The 19,497-nt window shown below is 68.7% G+C and carries 15 protein-coding genes; 10 read left to right on the plus strand and 5 right to left on the minus strand.

What is annotated here, in order from left to right; genetic code table 11:
- Positions 1-72 precede the first annotated feature (72 nt).
- Complete coding sequence (locus ACG00X_RS00120; RefSeq protein WP_394485744.1) at positions 73-1,230, plus strand: FAD-dependent monooxygenase; 1,158 nt, start codon at positions 73-75, stop codon at positions 1,228-1,230.
- Positions 1,231-1,254: 24 nt separating this feature from the next.
- Here the strand turns inward: ACG00X_RS00120 and ACG00X_RS00125 are convergent, their stop codons facing one another.
- Together ACG00X_RS00125 and ACG00X_RS00130 are read right to left on the minus strand one after the other, a co-directional pair.
- Entirely contained in the window at positions 1,255-2,553 is a 1,299-nt protein-coding gene (locus ACG00X_RS00125; protein ID WP_394485746.1) for a patatin-like phospholipase family protein, read from the minus strand.
- 23 nt (positions 2,554-2,576) lie between these two features.
- Positions 2,577-3,194, minus strand: coding sequence for a phasin family protein (locus ACG00X_RS00130; RefSeq protein WP_394485748.1), 618 nt, complete (start codon positions 3,192-3,194; stop codon positions 2,577-2,579).
- 184 nt (positions 3,195-3,378) lie between these two features.
- Between ACG00X_RS00130 and ACG00X_RS00135 the strand changes: the two genes are divergently transcribed.
- The 3 genes from ACG00X_RS00135 to ACG00X_RS00145 all read left to right on the plus strand — a co-directional run bounded on the left by ACG00X_RS00135 (position 3,379) and on the right by ACG00X_RS00145 (position 9,937).
- A complete protein-coding gene (locus ACG00X_RS00135; protein WP_394485749.1) occupies positions 3,379-5,373 on the plus strand; it encodes an SDR family oxidoreductase in 1,995 nt (664 codons plus the stop codon).
- 203 nt (positions 5,374-5,576) lie between these two features.
- On the plus strand, positions 5,577-9,266 hold the full coding sequence (locus ACG00X_RS00140) for a M48 family metallopeptidase (protein ID WP_394485751.1): 3,690 nt from the start codon (positions 5,577-5,579) through the stop codon (positions 9,264-9,266).
- Between the two features lie 128 nt (positions 9,267-9,394).
- Complete coding sequence (locus ACG00X_RS00145; RefSeq protein ID WP_394485753.1) at positions 9,395-9,937, plus strand: GNAT family N-acetyltransferase; 543 nt, start codon at positions 9,395-9,397, stop codon at positions 9,935-9,937.
- A 17-nt stretch (positions 9,938-9,954) separates the two neighbouring features.
- Here ACG00X_RS00145 and ACG00X_RS00150 read toward each other — a convergent pair whose 3' ends face one another.
- From ACG00X_RS00150 to ACG00X_RS00160, 3 genes are all read right to left on the minus strand, one after another.
- Positions 9,955-10,449: a hypothetical protein gene (locus ACG00X_RS00150; RefSeq protein ID WP_394485755.1), complete on the minus strand. Its 495-nt coding sequence runs from the start codon at positions 10,447-10,449 to the stop codon at positions 9,955-9,957.
- 45 nt (positions 10,450-10,494) lie between these two features.
- On the minus strand, positions 10,495-10,989 hold the full coding sequence (locus ACG00X_RS00155; RefSeq protein ID WP_394485757.1) for an outer membrane lipoprotein: 495 nt from the start codon (positions 10,987-10,989) through the stop codon (positions 10,495-10,497).
- Positions 10,990-11,075: 86 nt separating this feature from the next.
- The gene (locus tag ACG00X_RS00160; RefSeq protein WP_394485759.1) at positions 11,076-11,633 is read right to left on the minus strand and encodes an HNH endonuclease; all 558 of its coding nucleotides are present in this window, start codon (positions 11,631-11,633) and stop codon (positions 11,076-11,078) included.
- A 387-nt stretch (positions 11,634-12,020) separates the two neighbouring features.
- On the opposite strand from ACG00X_RS00160, the gene ACG00X_RS00165 reads away from it, so the two are divergent.
- The 6 genes from ACG00X_RS00165 (at position 12,021) to ACG00X_RS00190 (ending at position 19,443) form a co-directional block, all read left to right on the plus strand.
- Positions 12,021-12,704: a TetR/AcrR family transcriptional regulator gene (locus tag ACG00X_RS00165; RefSeq protein ID WP_394486349.1), complete on the plus strand. Its 684-nt coding sequence runs from the start codon at positions 12,021-12,023 to the stop codon at positions 12,702-12,704.
- 36 nt (positions 12,705-12,740) lie between these two features.
- Positions 12,741-14,531, plus strand: coding sequence for an acyl-CoA dehydrogenase C-terminal domain-containing protein (locus tag ACG00X_RS00170; protein WP_394485760.1), 1,791 nt, complete (start codon positions 12,741-12,743; stop codon positions 14,529-14,531).
- Between the two features lie 38 nt (positions 14,532-14,569).
- Positions 14,570-15,001 carry a DUF2147 domain-containing protein gene (locus ACG00X_RS00175; protein ID WP_394485762.1) on the plus strand — a complete coding sequence of 144 codons (432 nt, stop codon included), beginning with the start codon at positions 14,570-14,572 and terminating at the stop codon, positions 14,999-15,001.
- Between the two features lie 83 nt (positions 15,002-15,084).
- Positions 15,085-17,481 (plus strand): 3-hydroxyacyl-CoA dehydrogenase/enoyl-CoA hydratase family protein, encoded by a 2,397-nt coding sequence (locus tag ACG00X_RS00180; protein ID WP_394485764.1) that lies wholly within the window; start codon positions 15,085-15,087, stop codon positions 17,479-17,481.
- A gap of 78 nt (positions 17,482-17,559) precedes the next feature.
- On the plus strand, positions 17,560-18,774 hold the full coding sequence (locus tag ACG00X_RS00185; RefSeq protein WP_394485765.1) for an acetyl-CoA C-acyltransferase: 1,215 nt from the start codon (positions 17,560-17,562) through the stop codon (positions 18,772-18,774).
- 135 nt (positions 18,775-18,909) lie between these two features.
- Positions 18,910-19,443, plus strand: coding sequence for a DUF1569 domain-containing protein (locus ACG00X_RS00190; RefSeq protein WP_394485767.1), 534 nt, complete (start codon positions 18,910-18,912; stop codon positions 19,441-19,443).
- Positions 19,444-19,497: the final 54 nt, after the last annotated feature.

The raw sequence follows: 19,497 nt of genomic DNA on the forward strand, positions 1-19,497 counted from the left end.
GCCATGGCCTGGCGGCATAGATCTCTGATGTCGGTCAAGGCGGCGGGCGGCGCGCTTCACTAGGCTGCGCGGATGACTGCCCCTGCTTCCTTCGCTCCCCAGGTGTTGATCAGCGGCGCCGGCCCCACCGGCCTGGCGCTGGCGTGTGCACTGCACGACCGCGGCCTGGCCGTGCAGGTGCTGGAGCAGGCCGACGAGGCCTTGCTCGCGGCGCCACCGGATGATGGCCGCGAGATCGCGCTGACCCATCGATCGCGCCGCCTGCTGCAGGCGTTGGGCCTGTGGTCGCACTTGCCGGACATCGCGCCACTGCGCCGCGCCAGCGTGCGCTCCAGTGGTTCGCGCACGGCGCTGCCCTTCGAGGCGGGCGGGCAGGAGCTGGGCTGGCTGGTGTCCAACCGGCACCTGCGTGCAGCGGCCTGGGCGGGCGTGCGCGAGCGCGGCGTGCCGGTGCTGTGCGGCCGCACGGTCGTGGGGTTCGAGGCGGAGGTGCATGTGGCCCGGCTGCGCACGCAGTGCGGCGAGGTCCACGCGGCGCCGCTGGTCGTGGCGGCGGACAGCCGCTTCTCCACCTTGCGCCGGCTGGCCGGCATCGGCGCCCGGCACCGTGACTTCGGCCGCAGCGCGCTGCTGGTGCCGCTGGCTCACGAGCGGGATCACGAGGGGCTGGCGCAGGAGTGCTTCCTGACCGGCCATACGCTGGCGCTGCTGCCGATGAACGGCGGGCGCAGCTCGGCCGTGTGGACGGTGGCGAACGCCGACCTGCCGCGCCTGGCGGCCATGGACGATGCCGCGCTGGCGGCGGCGATCACGGCAGCCGCCGATGCCCGGCTCGGTGCGATGCGCGTGGCCGGCGCCCGCCGTGTGTACCCGCTGGTGGCCGTGTGGGCCGAGCGCTTCGTCGCGCCACGGTTTGCGCTGATCGGCGACGCCGCCGTGGGCATGCACCCGGTGACGGCGCATGGCTACAACCTGGGGCTCTACGGCATCGAAGCGCTGGCGCGGCGGCTGGATGCGGCCCGTGACCCCGGCGAACTCGCGGGCCTGCTTGCCTACGAAGCCGAACATCGCCGTGAGGCGGGGCCCATCTATGCCGGCACCAACGCGCTGGTGCGCTTCTTCACGGACGACCGCGCACCCGTGCTCGCGCTGCGGCGTGCCGTCATCGACATCGCCCGCCACCTGCCGCCGCTGCGCGCGGCGATCACGCGCCGCCTTGTGGACGCGTAGCGGCCCGTTGCGCGCGGCGGTGCTTCAGGCCGCGCGGGCTTCCAGTTGGCTGAGCGAGCGGCGCAGCGAGCGCAGGGCCTGATCCAGGCGCGTGTCACCGGGCTCGGGCAGCAGGCGCGCGTCGCGGTTGGCAAGCACGTCGCCGCGCAGGCGCAGGCCCGCGCGGGCGAACTGAGGGGCCAGCGTGTCGGCGCGCTCGCGCAGCAGGGCGCGTGTGGCCTGGTAGGCGTGCTCGGCCAGATGGCGGCGCTGGCGGTAGCTGAAGGTGTTGGCCAGGAAGAGCTCGGCGTCGCGCGGGTCGGGCTCGAACAGCAGGATGTCGGTCTGCGGATGCGTCAGCTCGTAGCCCTTCATGCCCAGCGCCAGCCGCGAATGGATGAGGGCGCGGAAGGTTTGCGACAGCACCAGCGGCAGGCCGCCGTCCACCAGCCGGTGAATGTGCGGCTGCAGCGCGCGCCCGGCCGGCCGGCCCAGCCGACGCGCCAGGCCGCGCGCGCGGCGCGAACGGTCTTCGCGGGCGGTGGAGCGCCGGTCGCTGGCATAGGGCACCAGCGGGTTCAGACAGATGAGCAGGTCCAGCCCACGGTCCAGCAGCACCGACGCGTGCAGCGTCTTCTTCAGCGCGCCGTCCACGTAGTGCCGGCCGTCGATCTCCACCGGCGGGAACAGGCCCGGCAGTGCGGCGCTGGCCTGCACGGCCTGCGAGATGGGCACGTGGGCCCAGCCCGGCGCGCCGAAGGGCACGGCCTCGCCGCTGTCCAGGTCGGTGGCGACCAGCACCAGCGGGCGGCGCAACTGGCGAAAGTCGTCGCTGCGCCCGGGCTGGGTGAACACCTGCTTCAGCGCCGCGCCGAAGCGCTCGCTGCTGAGCAGCCCGGTGGGCAGCGCCCGCCCCAGTCGCTCGATGGCGCCCAGCGCCGAGCGGCCTTCCAGCAGCACCTCGCGGGCTGCGCCAGCCAGCACTTGCGGCACCAGGCGCAGCCGGTGCCCGAACTCATGCCAGGCGGGCTGCAGCAGCGCACCCGGGTCGAAACGGTCCGGCGCAGCGGCCGTGTTCTCGATGAAGGCGGCGCACAGCTGGCGCGGCGTCATGCCGTTAGCCAGGCCGGCCGCGATGAAGGCCCCGGCGCTGACGCCGATGTAGCCGTCGCAGGCCGTGAAGTCCAGGCCGTCGATGGCCTCTTCCAGTGCGCACAGCGCACCGACCTCGTAGATGGCCCCCAGCGGGCCGCCGCCGGCCAGTGCCAGGCCGATGCGTGGGCGCCCGCCCATCTGGCGGGCGGAACGGCGCTTGAGCCCGTCTGGCGCCCGTTGCCCGCGCATGGTCAGAGCGCGTCAGCGGTGCGTCAACCCTGGGCGACCGGCTGGGTCTTGCGGGCCGTGGCACTGCGCGCGGTCGGGGCCTTCTTGGCGGGTGCGGCCTTCTTGGCTGCGGGCTTGGCCGAGGCGGTCTTGCGTGCGGGCGCGGCAGCCGGCGACTTCTTGGCGGTGGCTGCGCTCTTCTTGGCCGCGGCCTTCTTTACGGGGGGCGCGCCGGCGGCCTTGGCCAACGCGTCGATGCGCTCGATCAGCGCGTCAATGTCGGCCTTGCTGGGAACGCCCAGGCCCTGCAGTGCCTTGGCCACGCGGGCCTCGAAGATGTTCTCCAGCTTGTCCCACTGCTGGCCGGCCTTGCTGCCCACATCGCCGGCGACGCTGCTGACCTTGCTGGCCACGGCGCTGAGCTTTTCCTCGGCGGCGGACTGCGTCTTTTTCTGCAGCTTCAAGCCTTCGGAGACGAGCGCCTCGAACACCTTGGCGCCTTCGCCCTGTGCCTTGGCGAAAGAGGCGAGGCCGGCAGCCCAGATGTGCTGCGCACTGTCCTTCACGTTCTGCGCCACCGCGCTGTCGAGCAGCCCGGCCGGGAAGCCGCTGGCGGCAGCTGCCTTCTTCTTGTCAGCCATCTTCTGAAGCTTCTTGACCATGGGTGTCCTTTCGAGTTCGCGGATTGCGCGAGAAGCACTGTAGCCGCGGCCCGGCGAGCCGGTGCAGACGGCCTTAGTGTGGGCGCTCTACCTTCACCTCCGAGCGGCCCCGGGAAAGTGCCCACCGGGCCGTTCGCGACACTGGGGAAAATCCGCACAAACGCGACAAGCAGGAGACCTACGCATGCAGTATTTCGTCACCGGCGCCACCGGCTTCATCGGCAAGCGGCTCGTCAAGCGGCTGCTGGCCCGGCGCGGCAGCGTCGTGCATTTCCTGCTGCGCGAGGAAAGCGCGGCAAAACTACCCGATCTGCTGGCGTATTGGGGTGTTTCCAAAGCCCGCGCCATTCCCGTCTATGGCGATCTGACGAGCCGCAAGCTGGGCGTGGCCGCCGACGTCGTCAAAGGCTTGAAGGGGCAGATCGATTATCTCTATCACTTGGCTGCCGTCTATGACCTGGGCGCCGACGAGGAGTCGCAGGTGGCCGTCAACATCGAGGGCACGCGCAGCATGGTGGAGTTCGCGCAGGCGGTCGAGGCCCGGCATGTGCACCATGTCAGCTCGATCGCTGCGGCAGGGCTCTACGAGGGCGTGTTCCGCGAGGACATGTTCGACGAGGCCGAGAACCTCGATCACCCCTACTTCATGACCAAGCACGAGAGCGAGAAGATCGTGCGCCAGGAGTGCAAGCGGCCCTGGACGGTCTACCGCCCGGCGCTGGTGGTGGGCGACTCCACCACCGGCGAGATGGACAAGGTCGACGGGCCTTACTACTTCTTCAAGCTGATCCAGCGCATGCGCCAGATCCTGCCACCCTGGATGCCCAGCGTGGGGCTGGAGGGCGGTCGCATCAACATCGTGCCGGTGGATTTCGTCGTCAACGCGCTGGACCACCTCTCGCACAAGGTGACCAAGGGCCAGGGCTGCTACCACCTCGTCGATCCGCAGGGCTACCGGGTGGGCGATGTGCTGGACATCTTCAGCAAGGCAGCACATGCGCCCAAGATGAACCTGTTCATCAACGCGGCGCTGCTGGGCTTCATCCCGCGCAGCGTGAAGAAGGGGCTGATGGCGCTTGCGCCGGTGCGCCGCATCCGCAATGCGGTCATGAAGGACCTCGGCCTGCCGGACGACATGTTCACCTTCATCAACTACCCGACGCGTTTCGACTGCCGAGAGACGGAAGCCGCGCTGAAGGGCTCGGGCATCGCCTGTCCGGACCTCAACGACTACGCGTGGCGGCTGTGGGACTACTGGGAGCGCCACCTCGACCCCGACCTCTTCATCGATCGCTCGCTCAAGGGCGCGACCGGCGGCAAGGTGGTGCTGGTCACCGGCGGGTCGTCGGGCATCGGGCTGGCGGCGGCGATCAAGTTCGCCGAGGCCGGCGCGGTCACCCTCATCTGCGCACGTGACAGCGAAAAGCTCAACGCCGCAGTGGCCGAGATCAAGTCGCACGCCGGCAAGGGCGCCCAGGTGCACGCGTTCGCCTGCGACATTGCCGAAGAGGAGGGCGCCGCCAGCCTCATTCGCTGGTGCACCGAGGAGTTCGGCGGCGTGGACTTCCTCATCAACAACGCGGGCAGGTCCATCCGCCGCGCCATCGAGAGCAGCTACGACCGCTTCCACGATTTCGAGCGCACCATGCAGCTGAACTACTTCGGCTGCCTGCGTGTGACGATGGGCCTGCTGCCGGGCATGGCGGCGAAGAAGAGTGGCCACGTCGTCAACATCAGCTCCATCGGCGTGCTGACGAACGCGCCGCGCTTCAGCGCCTACGTGGCCAGCAAGGCCGCGCTGGACGCCTGGACGCGCTGTGCCTCCAGCGAGTTCGCCGACACGGGCGTCACGTTCACCACCATCAACATGCCATTGGTGCGCACGCCGATGATCGCGCCCACCAAGATCTACAACAACGTGCCGACGCTCTCGCCCGAGGAGGCCGCCGAGATGATCGCCCAGGCCTGCACGGCCAAGCCCGTGCGCATCGCCACCCGGCTGGGCATGACGGGCCAGCTGCTGCACGCCGTGGCGCCGCGCATCGCGCAGATCGTCATGAACACCACCTTCCGCATGTTCCCCGACAGCGACGCTGCCAAGGGCGAGAAGGGGGGCAAGGGTGGCCTGTCACCCGAGGCCGTGGCCTTGCAGCAGATGATGCGCGGCATCCATTTCTGACGCGCCGGGGCGGCGGCTGATGTCGATGCCTGCGGCGGAGCGCGGGCATCGTGTTGTCGTTGCAACGCAGCGGGGCTGTCCACGCGGTCCGGCCTGTGGCAGCAACAGTTTGTCAACGCTTCGCCGCTGGAAAGCCGCTATCGTGCCGCGACAAAAGTGCGCCACGCGGGTCGTCGAGCCCGGGCGCTTGATGGGAGGATTTCTTGCAGCAGCAGCAACCCGCCGGGTCGCGGCCGGCGTTCGAGCCGGCGGCCACGCCGCGCAGCTACCGTCTTCGTGTGTGGGGCGCCGTCGCGGCGCTGGTCGGTTTCCTGGTGGCGTATTTCGGCCTGGCCGGCTGGTTTGCGTGGACGGCCTGGCGCCTGGGGCGCGGTGCGCTCGCGGGCCGGGATGACGCACTGTGGGCGGCGCTGGTCGCGCTGTGCGCGCTGCTGCTGGCCGTCTTCATGTTCAAGGCACTGCTGTTTCGCCAGCGCCGCGACGAGGACCACAGCCTGGAGATTCAGCCGGCTTCGCAGCCCGCGCTGTTCGCGGAGCTGTACGCCGTGGCCGACGCCGTGGGCGCCCCCCGGCCGCATCGGGTGCTGCTGTCAGCACGCGTCAATGCCGCCGTGTTCTATGACCTCTCGCCGCTGAACCTGCTGTTCCCGACAAAGAAGAACCTCGAGATTGGCCTCGGTCTGGTCAATGTGCTGACGCGCAGCGAACTGCGCGCGGTGCTCGCGCACGAGTTCGGGCATTTCGCGCAGCGGGCGATGTCCGTCGGCCGTTGGGTCTATGTGGCACAGCAGATCGCCGGGCGGTTGGTGGCGCAGCGCGACCTGTTGGACAGCTTCCTGAAGAAGCTCGGGAATTTCGACGTTCGCGTCGCCTGGATCGGCTGGCTGTTGAGCCTCATCGTCTGGGCGATCCGCAGCCTGGTGGACAGCGTCTTCACGGGCGTGCAGTTGCTGCAGCGCAGCCTGAGCCGCGAGATGGAGTACGGTGCCGACGCGGTGGCGGTCGCACTGACGGGCAGCGACGCGCTCGTGCACGCGCTCTACAAGCTGCAGACGGCCGACAGCGACTGGGATCGGGCCGTCGGCATCGCCAGCCAGCTCAAGGCCAGGGAGCAGTGCGTGCTGGACCTGTTCGCGCTGCAGAGCGTCATCACCGAGCGCACCGGCCGGGTGCTGGACGACGATCGCTATGGTCGGCTGCCGGTGCAAGGTGGCGGGCCGGCGCGGCTCTTCGATACCGCCGACAGTGCGGTGCCGCAGATGTGGCGGACACACCCGCTCAACCATGAACGAGAGGCGCGCGCCAAGGCCGACTACCGTTCCGGCAAGGTGGACGACCGCAGTGCCTGGACGCTGTTCCACGATGCCCAGGCGCTGCGCACGCAGCTCACGCGCCGGCTGTTCGACCTGCCGGCAGCCGCGCAGCCGGTCGACGACGCGGCGTTGCAGGCGGCGCTGGACCAGCATTTCGGTGGCGAGCTGGCGCGCCCGCGCTACCGCGGCGTCTACCTGGGCCGTGCGTTGACCCGCCATGTCGCGACGCCGCAGGAACTGGTCGGCGAGCTGCCGGCCGGTACCGACGGCATTCGTCGGCTGGTGTCGCTGTACCCGGCCAGCCTGGGAGAGGCGGTGCGCCGCTGGCGCCGTGTGGATGCGCAAAAGGCGTCGGGCGAGCACCTGAGGTTGCAGGCTGAACTGCGCCGCCACGACCGCGCGGCCCGCGAGACTCACCTGGCGCTGGCCCGTGCCTTGGGGGATGGCAGCGAGGCCCGTCTGCGCGGCCTGCTGGCGCAACTGCACTATGCCGAGCACATGTCGGCCAATCTGCGGGACTTGCGTGGTGTGCTGGCCCACACGGTGCAGGTGCTGTCGGCCGGCCGCATCACGGCGTCCGTGCGCAAGCGCGTGCTGGTTGCCGCCGACGAACTGCACGAGGCGTTGGAAGACCTTCATGGACAAGCCGGGCAGTTGAGGCTGGATGCGGCGACGCTCAAGCGCATGGATGTTCAAAGCTGGGCGGCCGTGCTGGGGCCGCTCAGGCTGGGGCCGCCGAGCGCCGACAACCTGGGCGACTGGCTGAATGTCATCGACGGCTGGCTGGACCAGGCGGAGCAGGCGCTGGGGCGGTTGCGCGCGGCCGTGCTGGGCGAACTGCTGGATGCCGAAGCCCGCGTGGCCTGCGGCGAGGCACAGACCTCGCTCCCGGACGATGCGCTGCCCGCCACGCCTTCCCGCTACCCCGTGCTGCTGGAGGGCGCCGAGCGCCCGCGCGCGCTCAAGCCCACGTTGTGGGCGCGCTTTCTGGCGGCCCAGGGGCGTGGTGCCGCGGCGGCGCGTGTGCTCGTGGCAGGCGCCATCGTCGCCGGCGTGCTGAGCTTCGGCGGGGGCTATGGCGACATCAACGTCCATGTGCTCAACGGACTGGATCGACCGGTGCGCGTCAAGCTCGGCAGCGTTCGGGCCGTCACGCTGCCGGCATTCGGCAGCGCCCAACTGTCGCTGGGCCCGGACAGCCGCCTCGGCGTCGTCGCCGAAACGCTTCAGGGTGAGCTCATCGAGCGCTTCGAGGTGGCGCTGGACGACGGCGCCGGAGAGCCGGTCTACAACATTGCGGGCGCTGCGCCGTTGGTGGAACTGTCCTTCAGCTACGGCCGTGAGGCTCAAAACCCGCCACCCCGCGTGGTCGGCGCGCCTCGCTGGTCGACACAGCACGCGCACATCTTCTTCGCCGATCCGCCGGCGAGCGTGTCCGTGAAGGCAGGGCAGACCGAGGTACGCCGCGTGCTCTACAGCGCGGCCGATGCGGCGCCGGGCCTGCAGTTCAGCTTGCTGCAAAACGACGCCGCCGCCGTCGAACGGCTGAGCGAGCAGCATCTGCGCTGGGATCGACCCAATTCGCCTGTGCGTGTCAGCTGGCTGAGCCAGCTGCGTGGTCGCCCGGGTTATGAGCGGATCATGAAGGCAGCACTGGCGCGCGAGCCGGCCAATGTGGACCTGCTGCGCGAGCGTTTCGACACCTTGTCGGCCGAGGCGCTCAAGCCGATGTGCGACGACCTGGGGCGCCGCGCGGCGCTGGCGGGTGCAGATGGCGATCTCACCTACCTCGCCGCTCGCTGCCTGCCCGATGGCCCCGAGCGCGACGCCGCGCTGCACGACGGCTTGCGTCGCTTTCCGAATCACGCCTGGCTGGCATATGGCGCCGCGTGGATGGAGGCCGGCGCGGGCAGCTGGCGCGTGGCTTTGCGCAACTACGAGCTCGCGCGTGCGGAGCCCATGCTTGCGCCGTTCGCCACCATCGAGGCCAACCGGCTGCGCCGTTTGCTCGGTGAGACGCCGTGGAGCGCCGACGGCGAGAGCTTCGGCCCGCCGAGCCGGCTGCTGACGGCGCTGGGATTCGAGGTGCGCGCGGGTTCGGTCATCTCGCAACCGGCCAGCTATGCCCAGCTGGCTGCGGGTCAGCCCGACCAGGCGGCAGCCGTGAGCGCGGCGCCGACCCCCCACTTGCTGCGGCTGGCTGCTGCGTCGGACGGTGCGTCGGCCGAGTTGCGGCAGCGCGCCGCCGAGCTGCCCGCCGGTGCCGGCGTGGAGGCGCAGACGTACTGGACGGCGCTGGCGCTTGCCGAGCGCGAAGGCTGGCCGGCCCCGGAGCTGCCCGACGGCGCGCTGGGCGCGATCGAGCCCGAGCAATGGCGCCGCATGGAAGCCTTCCATGCGGCGCTGGCCAGCTCCGCGACGCTCGGCGGTGCCGAGAAGCTGCTGCAGGGCTTGTCACTCGAGTTGCGTGGTCAGGCCTACAGCATGGCCGTGGTGCGGCTGGGCAACCAGGCGCCACCGGCCTGGCGCGAGGGAGCCAAGCGGCTGCTGCTGGCGCACGAGCGGCCGTATTTCAACTGATGCGGCATGCCGGCGCGCCGAACCTGCCGGGCGGTGAGCCTACCGAGGGCTGGGCGGGGTGCTGACGGCACAATGCCTGGACCGCGATGCGGCACCAGGGATCGGCTGGCAGACAGTTTGGAGGGGTCATGATTCGAGGACAACGCGTCGGCTTGCGTTATGTGACGGAAGACGACTTGCCCTGGCTCAAGCGCACGACGGGGGACCCGCAGGTGCGCGGCCCGTTCCTGGGCTCGCGCATGATGACGCCGCATGCGGTGGACCAGCGCTGGAAGGACACCGGGTTCGCCGGGGAAGAGGCGGAGCGGCTGCTCATCTGCCACCTCATCGATGGCAGCGTCATCGGCGACGTCGTGCATTTCGCGGCGGCCCGCTACACGACGGCACGCGAGATCGGCTGGACGATGGCCGACCTGTCCATGCGAGGGCAGGGCTTGACGACCGAGGCGGCCAGCCTGCTGGTCGACTACCTGTTCGAGAACTGGCCGGTGAACCGGCTGTCATGCGGTATGTCGGTGCACAACCACGCGTCCCGCCGTGTGGCCGAGAAGTGCGGCTTCCAGCATGAAGGCATCCAGCGCGGCGTGATCTTCGTGGCGGGCGAGTATGTGGATTGCCACTCGCTGAGCCTGCTGCGCAGCGACTGGCGGGCGCTCAAGGGGCGTGCCTGAAGCGCAGCACGGCCGCGTCAATCGCGGCCGGCGGGGCGCTCGAATCCGGCGTCCACCCAGGCCTGCGCCGTGGTCTGATTGAAGCGAAAGCTGGCCGGCACCTTGACCTGCGCCAGCGCCGCGCCGCTGGCGTCATGCGCGCGCAGCCAGCCGTAGGGCTCGTCTTCGGCGGGCACGATCTCCAGCGTGACCTTGGTCCAGACGCCATCGTGGGCGACATGGAGTGTCTTGTTCAGTTGCGCGTGCAGCTGCTGCTCGTGGCGGCGGATGACTTCCGACGCGGTCTTCACCAACGTGTTGAAGGCCGCCACATCCAGCGGCTTGGGGTTCTTCTTGTCGCGCCCCATGGTCCACGGCCCGACCAGTGCAGGTTCGCTGACGCCGGCCTTGAACATGGCCACGGCCCAGCCCTCGTCGTCTTCGTTCTTGATGACCTGGGCGGTCCAGCCGTTGTCGCGCCACAGGCGGGCTTCGTGAACGGGTTCGTCCAGCGCGGTGTTGTCGGTGCTCATGGGCCGGATTGTCCGTGCAGGACCGCCCGGCCCAGGCCGCAACCGTCAGCTGCTGGTGGCGGGCGCGGCGGCGGGCACGACGGACGGCGCGCGCATGACGCGGGTCTTGCCGCCGGTGGTCACGAGGATGACGGGGTCGCCGCTGTTGAAGGACTCGGCCCCCTTGGCTTGCACGATCGCGCGACGTTCGCCGTTGCGCAGTTGCACGGTGATCTCCAGCGCGTCTTCACGCGTGGTGGAACGCTCGATGGCATTGCCGATGACGGCACCCGCCACGGCGCCGATGACGCCGGCCACCTGGCCGTCACGGCGGCCGCCCACGGAGCTGCCGGCGATGGCGCCGGTCACGCCACCGGCCACGCCGCCGATGCCGCTTTGCGAGCCGTCGATGACCACGGAGCGGGACGCCAGCACCGTGGCGTCCTGGACCTGGGACATCCGCTGCGCGTCACCGCGCTGAATGACGTCGGGGTTGGACGTGGCGCAGGCCGACAGCACGAGCGCGGCGGCCAGGGAAAGTGAGGTCACGAGCTTGGACATGGGGTGTTACTCCTCGGGCACGACTGCAGCCCTAACGCGTGGAATTCTCCCGCCGTTGACTGTCCGCCAGCTGTGCCTACAAGTCTTTACCCATGCAGCCGGGAGGAGCGCGGCACGCTGGCGAGCAGGAACTCCATCTGATCGGCCAGGATGCGACGGCCGCGCAGGATCATGTCCTCGTGAAGGCTGGGGACGTAGGGCAGGTACAGCAGGCTCATGTGCGCTTCTTCGGGAAGGCGGCTGCCCTTGCGGCCGTTGCAGGATCGGCAGGCGGTGATGCAGTTCATCCACGTGTCCAGGCCGCCTCGCGACGTGGGCTGGATGTGTTCGCGCGTGAGGTCTTCGGTGAGGTAGCGATGCCCGCAGTAGGCGCAGATGAAGCGATCCCGTACGAAGAGCTTGCTGTTGGTCAGCGCCGGCGCCTGGCGCCAGGCCCGGCTGGGGACGGCGCCACGCACCGCGATGATGGGATGCACTTCGATGCGGGACTGCCGGCCCGTGACACGCTGCAACCCGCCACGCAGCACCTGGCAGGGGTCGCCCAGCGTCCATGCGACGCCGTCACTGGCATAGATCACGGCAGCTTCCCGGGTCGTGATCCACGCCTGGGGGCGGCCGGAGACATCAAGCTGGAGCACATCCACAGAATCACCTCCAGGCTGGAGCCTAGCGAGAACCGCGCCAGCGCTCAAGCGCGGGGCCATGACAACGCTTCATGGCGTGTTCAGTCTTCGGTGTCGAGCGCCGGGCCGCTCTCAAGCCGGCTCGCCTGGCGATGTGCGTGCGGCTCGAAGCCGCATGCATCGCCATCCCCTCGGGGGATCGGCTGGGCACGCCCGCGTCCAGCGGCGCGAGACCAGGGGGTCTCAGGGCATACCCTTGGTTGCCCCCTGTATTAGGCGTTTCACCCTAGGATTTTGGTGGGCCAAGCTGGCGCTGTCACAGGAGTGACCTGCAAAATAGAACGATCGTTCGTTTTATTCCAGCGACCCTTGCCCACATCGTCCGTCCCTGCCAAGAAAGCCGCTCCGCTGCGCGCGCTCAAGCCGGTGCGGGTGGCGCGGTCGCTGCAGAAAGGCCTGCAGACGCGTGCCGCCATCCTCGACGCCGCGCTGGGCCTGGCCTCGCACATGGGCCTGGAGGGGCTGTCCATCGGCGCGCTGGCGGACGTGACTGGCATGAGCAAGTCCGGTGTGTTCGCGCACTTCGGCTCCCGTGAGGAGCTGCAGATCGCGGTCGTCACCGAGTACCACGCCAAGTTCGAGGAAGAGGTCTTCTTCACGTCGATCCGCGAGCCGCGCGGCCTGCCGCGCCTGCGCGCGATGTTCGAGCGCTGGGTGCGCCGGGTGTCGGTGGAGGTCGACTCCGGCTGCATCTACATCAGCGGCGCCGTGGAGTTCGATGACCGGCCGGGACCTGTGCGCGACGCCCTCGTGGCCATGGTCAAGGCCTGGCATGCCGCGTTGCACAAGGCCATCGAGTTGTCCGTGCAGGAAAAGCACCTGCGCCCGGATGCCGATGTCGACCAGATCGTCTTCGAGCTGCACGGCCTGATCCTGTCTCTGCATCATGACGCGCGCTTCATGCGCATCCCCGGCGCGTTGACGCGTGCCGGCGCGGGCTTCGACCGCACCATCCAGTTCTACGCGACGCCGGCGGGCCTCGAGCTCGAGCGCGTCAGCAAGCTTCCCCAGACCAGTGCCGCCCGGCGCTGATACTTTTTTCATCACCGACCGCCCCAGGAGTATCCGATGCCCCAGTACACCCCGCCCATGCGTGACATGCAGTTCGTCATGCACGAGCTGCTGAACGTCGTTGACGAGCTGAAGATGCTGCCCGGCCACGAGGACATCGATGCCGACACGATCAATGCGGTGCTCGAGGAAGGTGGCAAGTTCGCCGCCGAGGTCATCTTCCCGATCAACCTGAGTGGTGACGCCGAGGGCTGCAAGCTCGACAAGGCCACGCACGAGGTGACAGCACCCAAGGGCTACAAGGAGGCGTACAAGCAGTACGTCGAGGCCGGCTGGGCGGCGCTGTCGTGCGACACGGCATACGGTGGCCAGGGCCTGCCGCACACGGTGAACCAGTTCTTCTACGAGATGCTGAACTCGGCCAACCAGGCGTGGACGATGTACCCGGGCCTGAGCCATGGCGCCTACGAGGCGCTGCATGCGCACGGCACGCCGGAGCAGAAGGCGCTCTACCTGCCCAAGCTGACCAGCGGCGAGTGGACCGGCACCATGTGCCTGACCGAACCGCACTGCGGCACGGACCTGGGCCTGCTGCGCACCAAGGCCGAGCCCCAGGCCGACGGCACCTACAAGATCACCGGCGCCAAGATCTTCATCTCGGCCGGTGAACACGACATGGCCGACAACATCGTCCACCTCGTGCTGGCCCGCCTGCCCGACGCCCCCGCCGGCTCCAAGGGCATCTCGCTGTTCATCGTGCCCAAGTTCAACGTGAACGCCGATGGCTCGCTGGGCAGCCGCAATCCCGTCTTCTGCGCCGGCCTGGAGCACAAGATGGGCATCCATGGCAACGCCACCGCGCAGATCGTGCTGGAAGGCGCCGTGGGCACCATGGTGGGCCAGCCCAACAAGGGCCTGGCCGCGATGTTCGTCATGATGAACGCCGCCCGCCTGGGCGTGGGCAACCAGTCGCTGGGCCTGACGGAAGTGGCCTACCAGAACGCCGTGGCCTACGCCAAGGACCGCATCCAGATGCGCGCGCTCTCCGGCCCCAAGGCGCCGGACAAGCCGGCCGACCCCATCATCGTGCACCCCGATGTGCGCAAGATGCTGCTGACCGCCCGCGCCTTCGCCGAAGGCGGCCGCATGCTGCAGGGCTACACCGTGCTGCAGCTGGACAAGGCGCTGAAGAGCGATGACGAGGACGAGCGCAAGGACGCCGAGGCCGAAGTCGCGCTGCTGACGCCCATCGTCAAGGCCTTCATCACCGACAACGGCTGGCTGGCCACGTCGCACTGCATGCAGGTGTTCGGCGGCCACGGCTTCATCCACGAGTGGGGCATGGAGCAGTTCGTGCGCGACGCGCGCATCAACATGATCTATGAAGGCACCAACACCATCCAGTCGCTGGACCTGCTGGGCCGCAAGGTGCTGGGCAACAACGGCGCCACGCTGAAGAAGTTCGGCAAGAAGATCGCCGCCTTCATCGAGGAAGAGGGCACCAACGAAGCCATGCAGGAGTTCGTGAACCCGCTCGCCGATCTGGGCGACAAGGTCAACAAGCTCACGCAGGAGCTGGGCATGAAGGCCTTCGGCAACCCCGACGAAGTGGGCGCCGCTGCGGTGGACTACCTGCGCGTCGTGGGCCACATGACCTTCGCCTTCTTCTTCGCGCAGGCCGCCAAGGTCGCGCTGGCCAAGAAGGACAGCGGCGACCCGTTCTACACCGCCAAGCTCGCCACGGCCCGCTTCTACTTCACCAAGCTGCTGCCGGAGACGGCAGGCCTGATCCGCAGCTGCCGCGCCGGCCTGGCGCCGCTGATGGAAATGGACGAGGCGCTGTTCTAAGGCCACCTCGCCGACGCCTCACGCTGACTGGATGCCCGATGAAAACCCTGTTCGCTGCTGCACTGCTGTTGCCCGCTCTTGCCTTGGCGCAAGCCACACCCGTGGGCCTGTGGAAGACCATCGACGACGACGGCAAAACCGCGAAGTCGCAGGTCCGCATCAGCGAGCAGGGGGGCACCCTTGTGGGCAGCATCGACAAGGTGCTGGCGCCGGCCGCGGCGGCCGATGCCCGTTGCGACAAGTGCAGTGACGACCGCAAGGGCCAGCCCCTCGTGGGGCTGCAGATCATTCGCGGCGTCAAGGCCGAGGGCGATGGCGTCTGGGCCGGCGGCGAGATCCTGGACCCCAGTAACGGTAAAACCTACCGCACCCGCTTGAAGCCGGTGGACGGTGGCAACAAACTGGAGGTGCGCGGCTACATCGGCGCCCCTCTGTTCGGTCGCACCCAGACCTGGGTTCGCATCGAGTGACAAGTCAGTTGGGGACGGAGCGGTCGGGCAAGCCTGGCTGGTCAGTCCCGCAAACACAGCAGAATCTTTAGGAGCAAGAACCCATGAGTCGATTCCAAGTCCGCAAGGTCGCCGTGCTCGGCGCCGGCGTGATGGGCGCGCAGATCGCCGCCCACCTCGTCAACTGCAAGGTGCCGGTCGTGCTGTTCGACCTGCCCGCCAAGGAAGGCCCGAAGAACGGCATCGTCACCAAGGCCGTCGACGGCCTGAAGAAGCTCAAGCCCGCGCCGCTGGGCGATGCGGCCGACGCAGCGCTGATCCAGCAAGCCAATTACGAGGAGCACCTCGATGTGCTCAAGGGCTGCGACCTCGTCATCGAGGCCATCGCCGAGCGCATGGACTGGAAGCTCGACCTCTACACCAAGATCGCGCCCTTCGTCGCCCCGCACGCCATCGTGGCGTCCAACACCTCGGGCCTGTCGATCACCAAGCTGAGCGAGGTTCTCCCTGAAGAAATCAAGCCGCGCTTCTGCGGCATCCACTTCTTCAACCCGCCGCGCTACATGGCGCTGGTGGAGCTGATCAACACGCCGACGACTCAAGCCCAGATCCTCGACCAGCTCGAGGCCTTCGTGACCACGTCGCTGGGCAAGAGCGTCGTGCGCGCCCACGACACGCCCAACTTCGTCGCCAACCGCGTCGGCATCGCCGGCATGATGGCCACGATGATCGAGGCCGAGAAGTTCGGCCTGAGCGTGGACGTCGTCGACGACCTGACCGGCAAGAAGCTGGGCCGCGCGTCGAGCGGCACCTTCCGCACCGCAGACGTCGTCGGCCTGGACACCATGGCCCACGTCGTCAAGACGATGCAGGACAACCTGAAGGATGACCCGTTCTACGGCACCTACGCCACGCCCGCCGTGCTGGCCGGCCTGATCGCCAAGGGCGCGCTGGGCCAGAAGACGGGCGCCGGCTTCTACAAGAAGGTCGGCAAGGACATCCAGCGCCTGGACTTCGCCACGGGTGAATACGTCGCCGGCGGCAAGAAGGCCGACGAGATCGTCGCCCGCATGCTCAAGAAGCAGCCTGCCGACCGCCTGAAGCTGCTGCGCGAATCCAGCAACCCGCAAGCCCAGTTCCTGTGGGCCATCCTGCGCGACAGCTTCCACTACGCCGCCGTGCACCTGAACACCGTGGCCGACACCGCGCGCGAGATCGACTTCGCGATGCGCTGGGGCTTCGGCAGCAGCCAGGGCCCGTTCGAGCTGTGGCAGGCCGCCGGCTGGAAGCAGGTCGCCGAGTGGATCTCGGCCGACATCGCCGAAGGTAAGGCTCTGTCCAGCGCGCCGCTGCCGGCCTGGGTCACCGAAGGCCCGGTCGCCGAAGCCGGTGGCGTGCACACGCCTGCCGGTTCGTGGAGCGCCGCCGAGGGCAAGTTCAAGCCGCGCAGCGAGCTGCCGGTCTACAGCCGCCAGGCCTTCCGCGAATCGCTGCTGGGCACCGGCGCTGCCGACCCGCTGAAGAGCGGTACCGAACTGTTCAAGAACGACGAAGTGCGCGTCTGGACGCTGGACGGCAAGGTCGTCATCGCCTCCATCACCGCCAAGCTGCACCTGATCAGCCCGGCCGTGACCGAGGGCCTGCTCAAGGCCGTCGAGATCGCCGAGGCCGACTACCAGGGCCTGGTGATCTGGTCGCCGGACGACGTGTTCTCCGCCGGCGCCAACCTGGAAAGCCTGATGCCCGTCTTCATGAAGATGGGCAGCAAGGGCATCGCCCCGGAAGAGAAGAAGCTGCAGGACATGATGCTGCGCCTGCGCTACGCGGCCGTGCCGGTTGTGGCCGCGATGCGCGGCCTGGCGCTGGGCGGTGGTGCCGAGCTGGCCGTGCACTGCGCGCGCCGTGTCGCTCATGTCGAGAGCTATGTGGGCCTGGTCGAAGTGGGCGTGGGCCTGATCCCCGGTGGCGGCGGCCTGACCTACATCGCCCGCCGCGCCGCCGAGATGGCCGCCGCTGGCAATGCCGGCGCCGACCTGCTGACCTTCCTGAAGGACGGCTTCCTGACCGCCGCGACGGCCAAGGTCGCCACCTCCGCGCATGAAGCCCGCAAGAACGGCTTCCTGCTGGAGTCGGACGTCATCGTGCCGCACAAGGACGAGCTGCTGCACGTGGCCACCGCGACGGCGCTGGGCATGGCCGAGGCCGGCTATCGCCCGCCGCTGAAGACGATGTTCCCGGTTGCGGGCCGCAGCGGCATCGCGACGATCAAGGGCCAGGTCGCCAACATGCGCGATGGCGGTTTCGTCAGCGCCCACGACTACCACCTGGCCGCGGCCATCGCCGACGTGGTCTGCGGTGGTGAGGTCGAGGCCGGTTCGCTGGTGACGGAGGAGTACCTGATGGCGCTGGAGCGCAAGCACTTCTGCTCGCTGCTCGACAACCCGAAAACACAAGAGCGAATCATGGGCATGCTGCAGACCGGCAAGCCCGTCCGGAACTAATGAACTTGCGGGACAGACCGGAGCGCCAGCCCGATGCGAGCGCGCGGAGCTCTGTCCCCAACTGATCAAGGAACAGTCATGAGCAAGCAAGTCCAAGACGCCTACGTCGTTGCCGCCACCCGTCTGCCCATCGGCAAGAGCGGCCGTGGTTACTTCAAGAACACCCGCCCCGACGAGATGCTCGTCAAGGTGATGCAGGCGGCGCTGGCACAGGCCCCGGGCCTGGAAGCCAAGGCCATCGAAGACGCCATCGTCGGCTGCTCCTTCCCGGAAGGCGAGCAGGGCATGAACATCGCCCGCGTGGCCTCGGTGCTGGCCGGCTTCGGCCCCACCATCGGCGGCGTGACGATCAATCGCTACTGCGCCTCGGGCATCACCGCCGTGCAGATGGCGGCTGACCGCATCCGCGTCGGCGAGGCCGACGTGATGTTTGCCGGTGGCGTCGAGTCCATGTCCATGATCCCGATGGGCGGCAACAAACCCAGCCTGTCGCCGCTGATCTTCGAGAAGGACGAGAACATCGGCATCGCCTACGGCATGGGCCTGACGGCGGAGCGCGTGGCCGAGAAGTGGAAAATCAGCCGTGAGGCGCAGGACGCGTTCGCGCTGCAATCGCACCAGCGCGCCATTGCGGCCATGCAGGCGGGCTATTTCGATGCCGAGATGACGCCTTTCGACGTCATCGATCGCACGCCCAACCTCGCTGACGGCACGGTCAACGTGAAGACCCGCACCGTCAAGCTCGACGAAGGCGCCCGCCCCGATACCTCGCTGGAAGGCCTGGCCAAGCTGAAGCCCGTGTTCGCCGCCAAGGGCAGCGTCACCGCCGGCAACAGCTCGCAGACCTCCGACGGTTCGGGCGGCCTGATCATCGTCAGCGAAGCGGCGCTCAAGCGCTACAACCTGACGCCGCTGGCCCGCTTCGTGTCCTTCGCCGTCAAGGGCGTGCCGCCCGAGATCATGGGTATCGGCCCGATCGAAGCCATCCCCGCCGCGCTGAAGGCCGCCGGCATTTCGGCCAAGGACCTGGACTGGGTCGAGCTCAACGAAGCCTTCGCCGCGCAATCGCTGGCCGTGCTGAACGACCTCGACAGCAAGGGCATCGAGCTGGACCGCGCCAAGGTCAACCCCAACGGCGGCGCGATCGCGCTGGGCCACCCGCTGGGCGCCACCGGTGCCATCCGTGCGGCGTCGGTCATCCACAACCTGCGCCGCACCGGCGGCAAGTACGGCATGGTGACGATGTGCGTCGGCGCCGGCCAGGGCGCTGCAGGCATCTTCGAGAGGCTCTGACCCAAACCCCTGCCGGCTTGGCCGGCCACTCTCAACGTGGCACCCTCGGCGGCCTGGCAAGGCCAGTTCAGCGAGGGCCGCTGGGGAGGGCTCGGTCCGGCGACGATTGCCTGCTCACCACAGGGATGGTCAAGCATGAACAGACGCAAGCTTCTTCAATCGTCCGCCGTGTTGCTCGCGGCGCCGCCGCTGGCCGGCTGCACCGGCGAGCTCATGACCTTCCGGAGCTGGCCGCAGGCGCAGCAAGCCGTGCTGGACCTGCTGTTCCACGAGAAGCTCGTGCAAGGCAACCCTTGGAACCTCAGCCAGGTGCTGCAGCATCTGGCCCAGAGCATCGAGTTCTCGATGCAGGGGTTCCCGGTACTCAAGGGCGCCTGGTTTCGCGCTTCCATCGGCTCGGCCGCGTTCAGCGTGTTCAACGCGCGCGGCCAGATGAGCCACAGCCTGGACGAGCCCATTCCCGGCGCGCCGGCGCTGGACGCGGCACAGGCGCTGCGGGCTTCGGTGAACCGCCTGCTGGCGGCGATGGATGCTTTTGCCCAATTCAACGGCGCGCTGCGACCCCATTTGGCCTACGGCGAGCTGACCAAGCCGCAGTACGAGCGCGCCCATCTGATGCACCTGGCGAACCACTGGACGCAGTTCCACGCGAAGACCGCTGTCGCGTGAGCCTCTCGCCCGGCCTTGCCCCGCTGAACGCAGGCACATCGCCAGACGGCCCGG

The sequence above is a fragment of the Pelomonas nitida genome, from assembly GCF_043555975.1.
Lineage (GTDB): Bacteria > Pseudomonadota > Gammaproteobacteria > Burkholderiales > Burkholderiaceae_C > Pelomonas > Pelomonas nitida.

Excerpts from the sequence above, each read along its gene's own strand:
- ACG00X_RS00190 (WP_394485767.1), top strand. The coding sequence starts at position 18,910 with ATGAACAGACGCAAGCTTCTTCAATCGTCCGCCGTGTTGCTCGCGGCG.
- ACG00X_RS00185 (WP_394485765.1), top strand. The coding sequence starts at position 17,560 with ATGAGCAAGCAAGTCCAAGACGCCTACGTCGTTGCCGCCACCCGTCTG.
- ACG00X_RS00155 (WP_394485757.1), bottom strand. The coding sequence starts at position 10,989 with ATGTCCAAGCTCGTGACCTCACTTTCCCTGGCCGCCGCGCTCGTGCTG.
- ACG00X_RS00120 (WP_394485744.1), top strand. The coding sequence starts at position 73 with ATGACTGCCCCTGCTTCCTTCGCTCCCCAGGTGTTGATCAGCGGCGCC.
- ACG00X_RS00130 (WP_394485748.1), bottom strand. The coding sequence starts at position 3,194 with ATGGTCAAGAAGCTTCAGAAGATGGCTGACAAGAAGAAGGCAGCTGCC.
- ACG00X_RS00135 (WP_394485749.1), top strand. The coding sequence starts at position 3,379 with ATGCAGTATTTCGTCACCGGCGCCACCGGCTTCATCGGCAAGCGGCTC.
- ACG00X_RS00145 (WP_394485753.1), top strand. The coding sequence starts at position 9,395 with ATGATTCGAGGACAACGCGTCGGCTTGCGTTATGTGACGGAAGACGAC.
- ACG00X_RS00175 (WP_394485762.1), top strand. The coding sequence starts at position 14,570 with ATGAAAACCCTGTTCGCTGCTGCACTGCTGTTGCCCGCTCTTGCCTTG.
- ACG00X_RS00125 (WP_394485746.1), bottom strand. The coding sequence starts at position 2,553 with ATGCGCGGGCAACGGGCGCCAGACGGGCTCAAGCGCCGTTCCGCCCGC.
- ACG00X_RS00170 (WP_394485760.1), top strand. The coding sequence starts at position 12,741 with ATGCCCCAGTACACCCCGCCCATGCGTGACATGCAGTTCGTCATGCAC.
- ACG00X_RS00150 (WP_394485755.1), bottom strand. The coding sequence starts at position 10,449 with ATGAGCACCGACAACACCGCGCTGGACGAACCCGTTCACGAAGCCCGC.
- ACG00X_RS00180 (WP_394485764.1), top strand. The coding sequence starts at position 15,085 with ATGAGTCGATTCCAAGTCCGCAAGGTCGCCGTGCTCGGCGCCGGCGTG.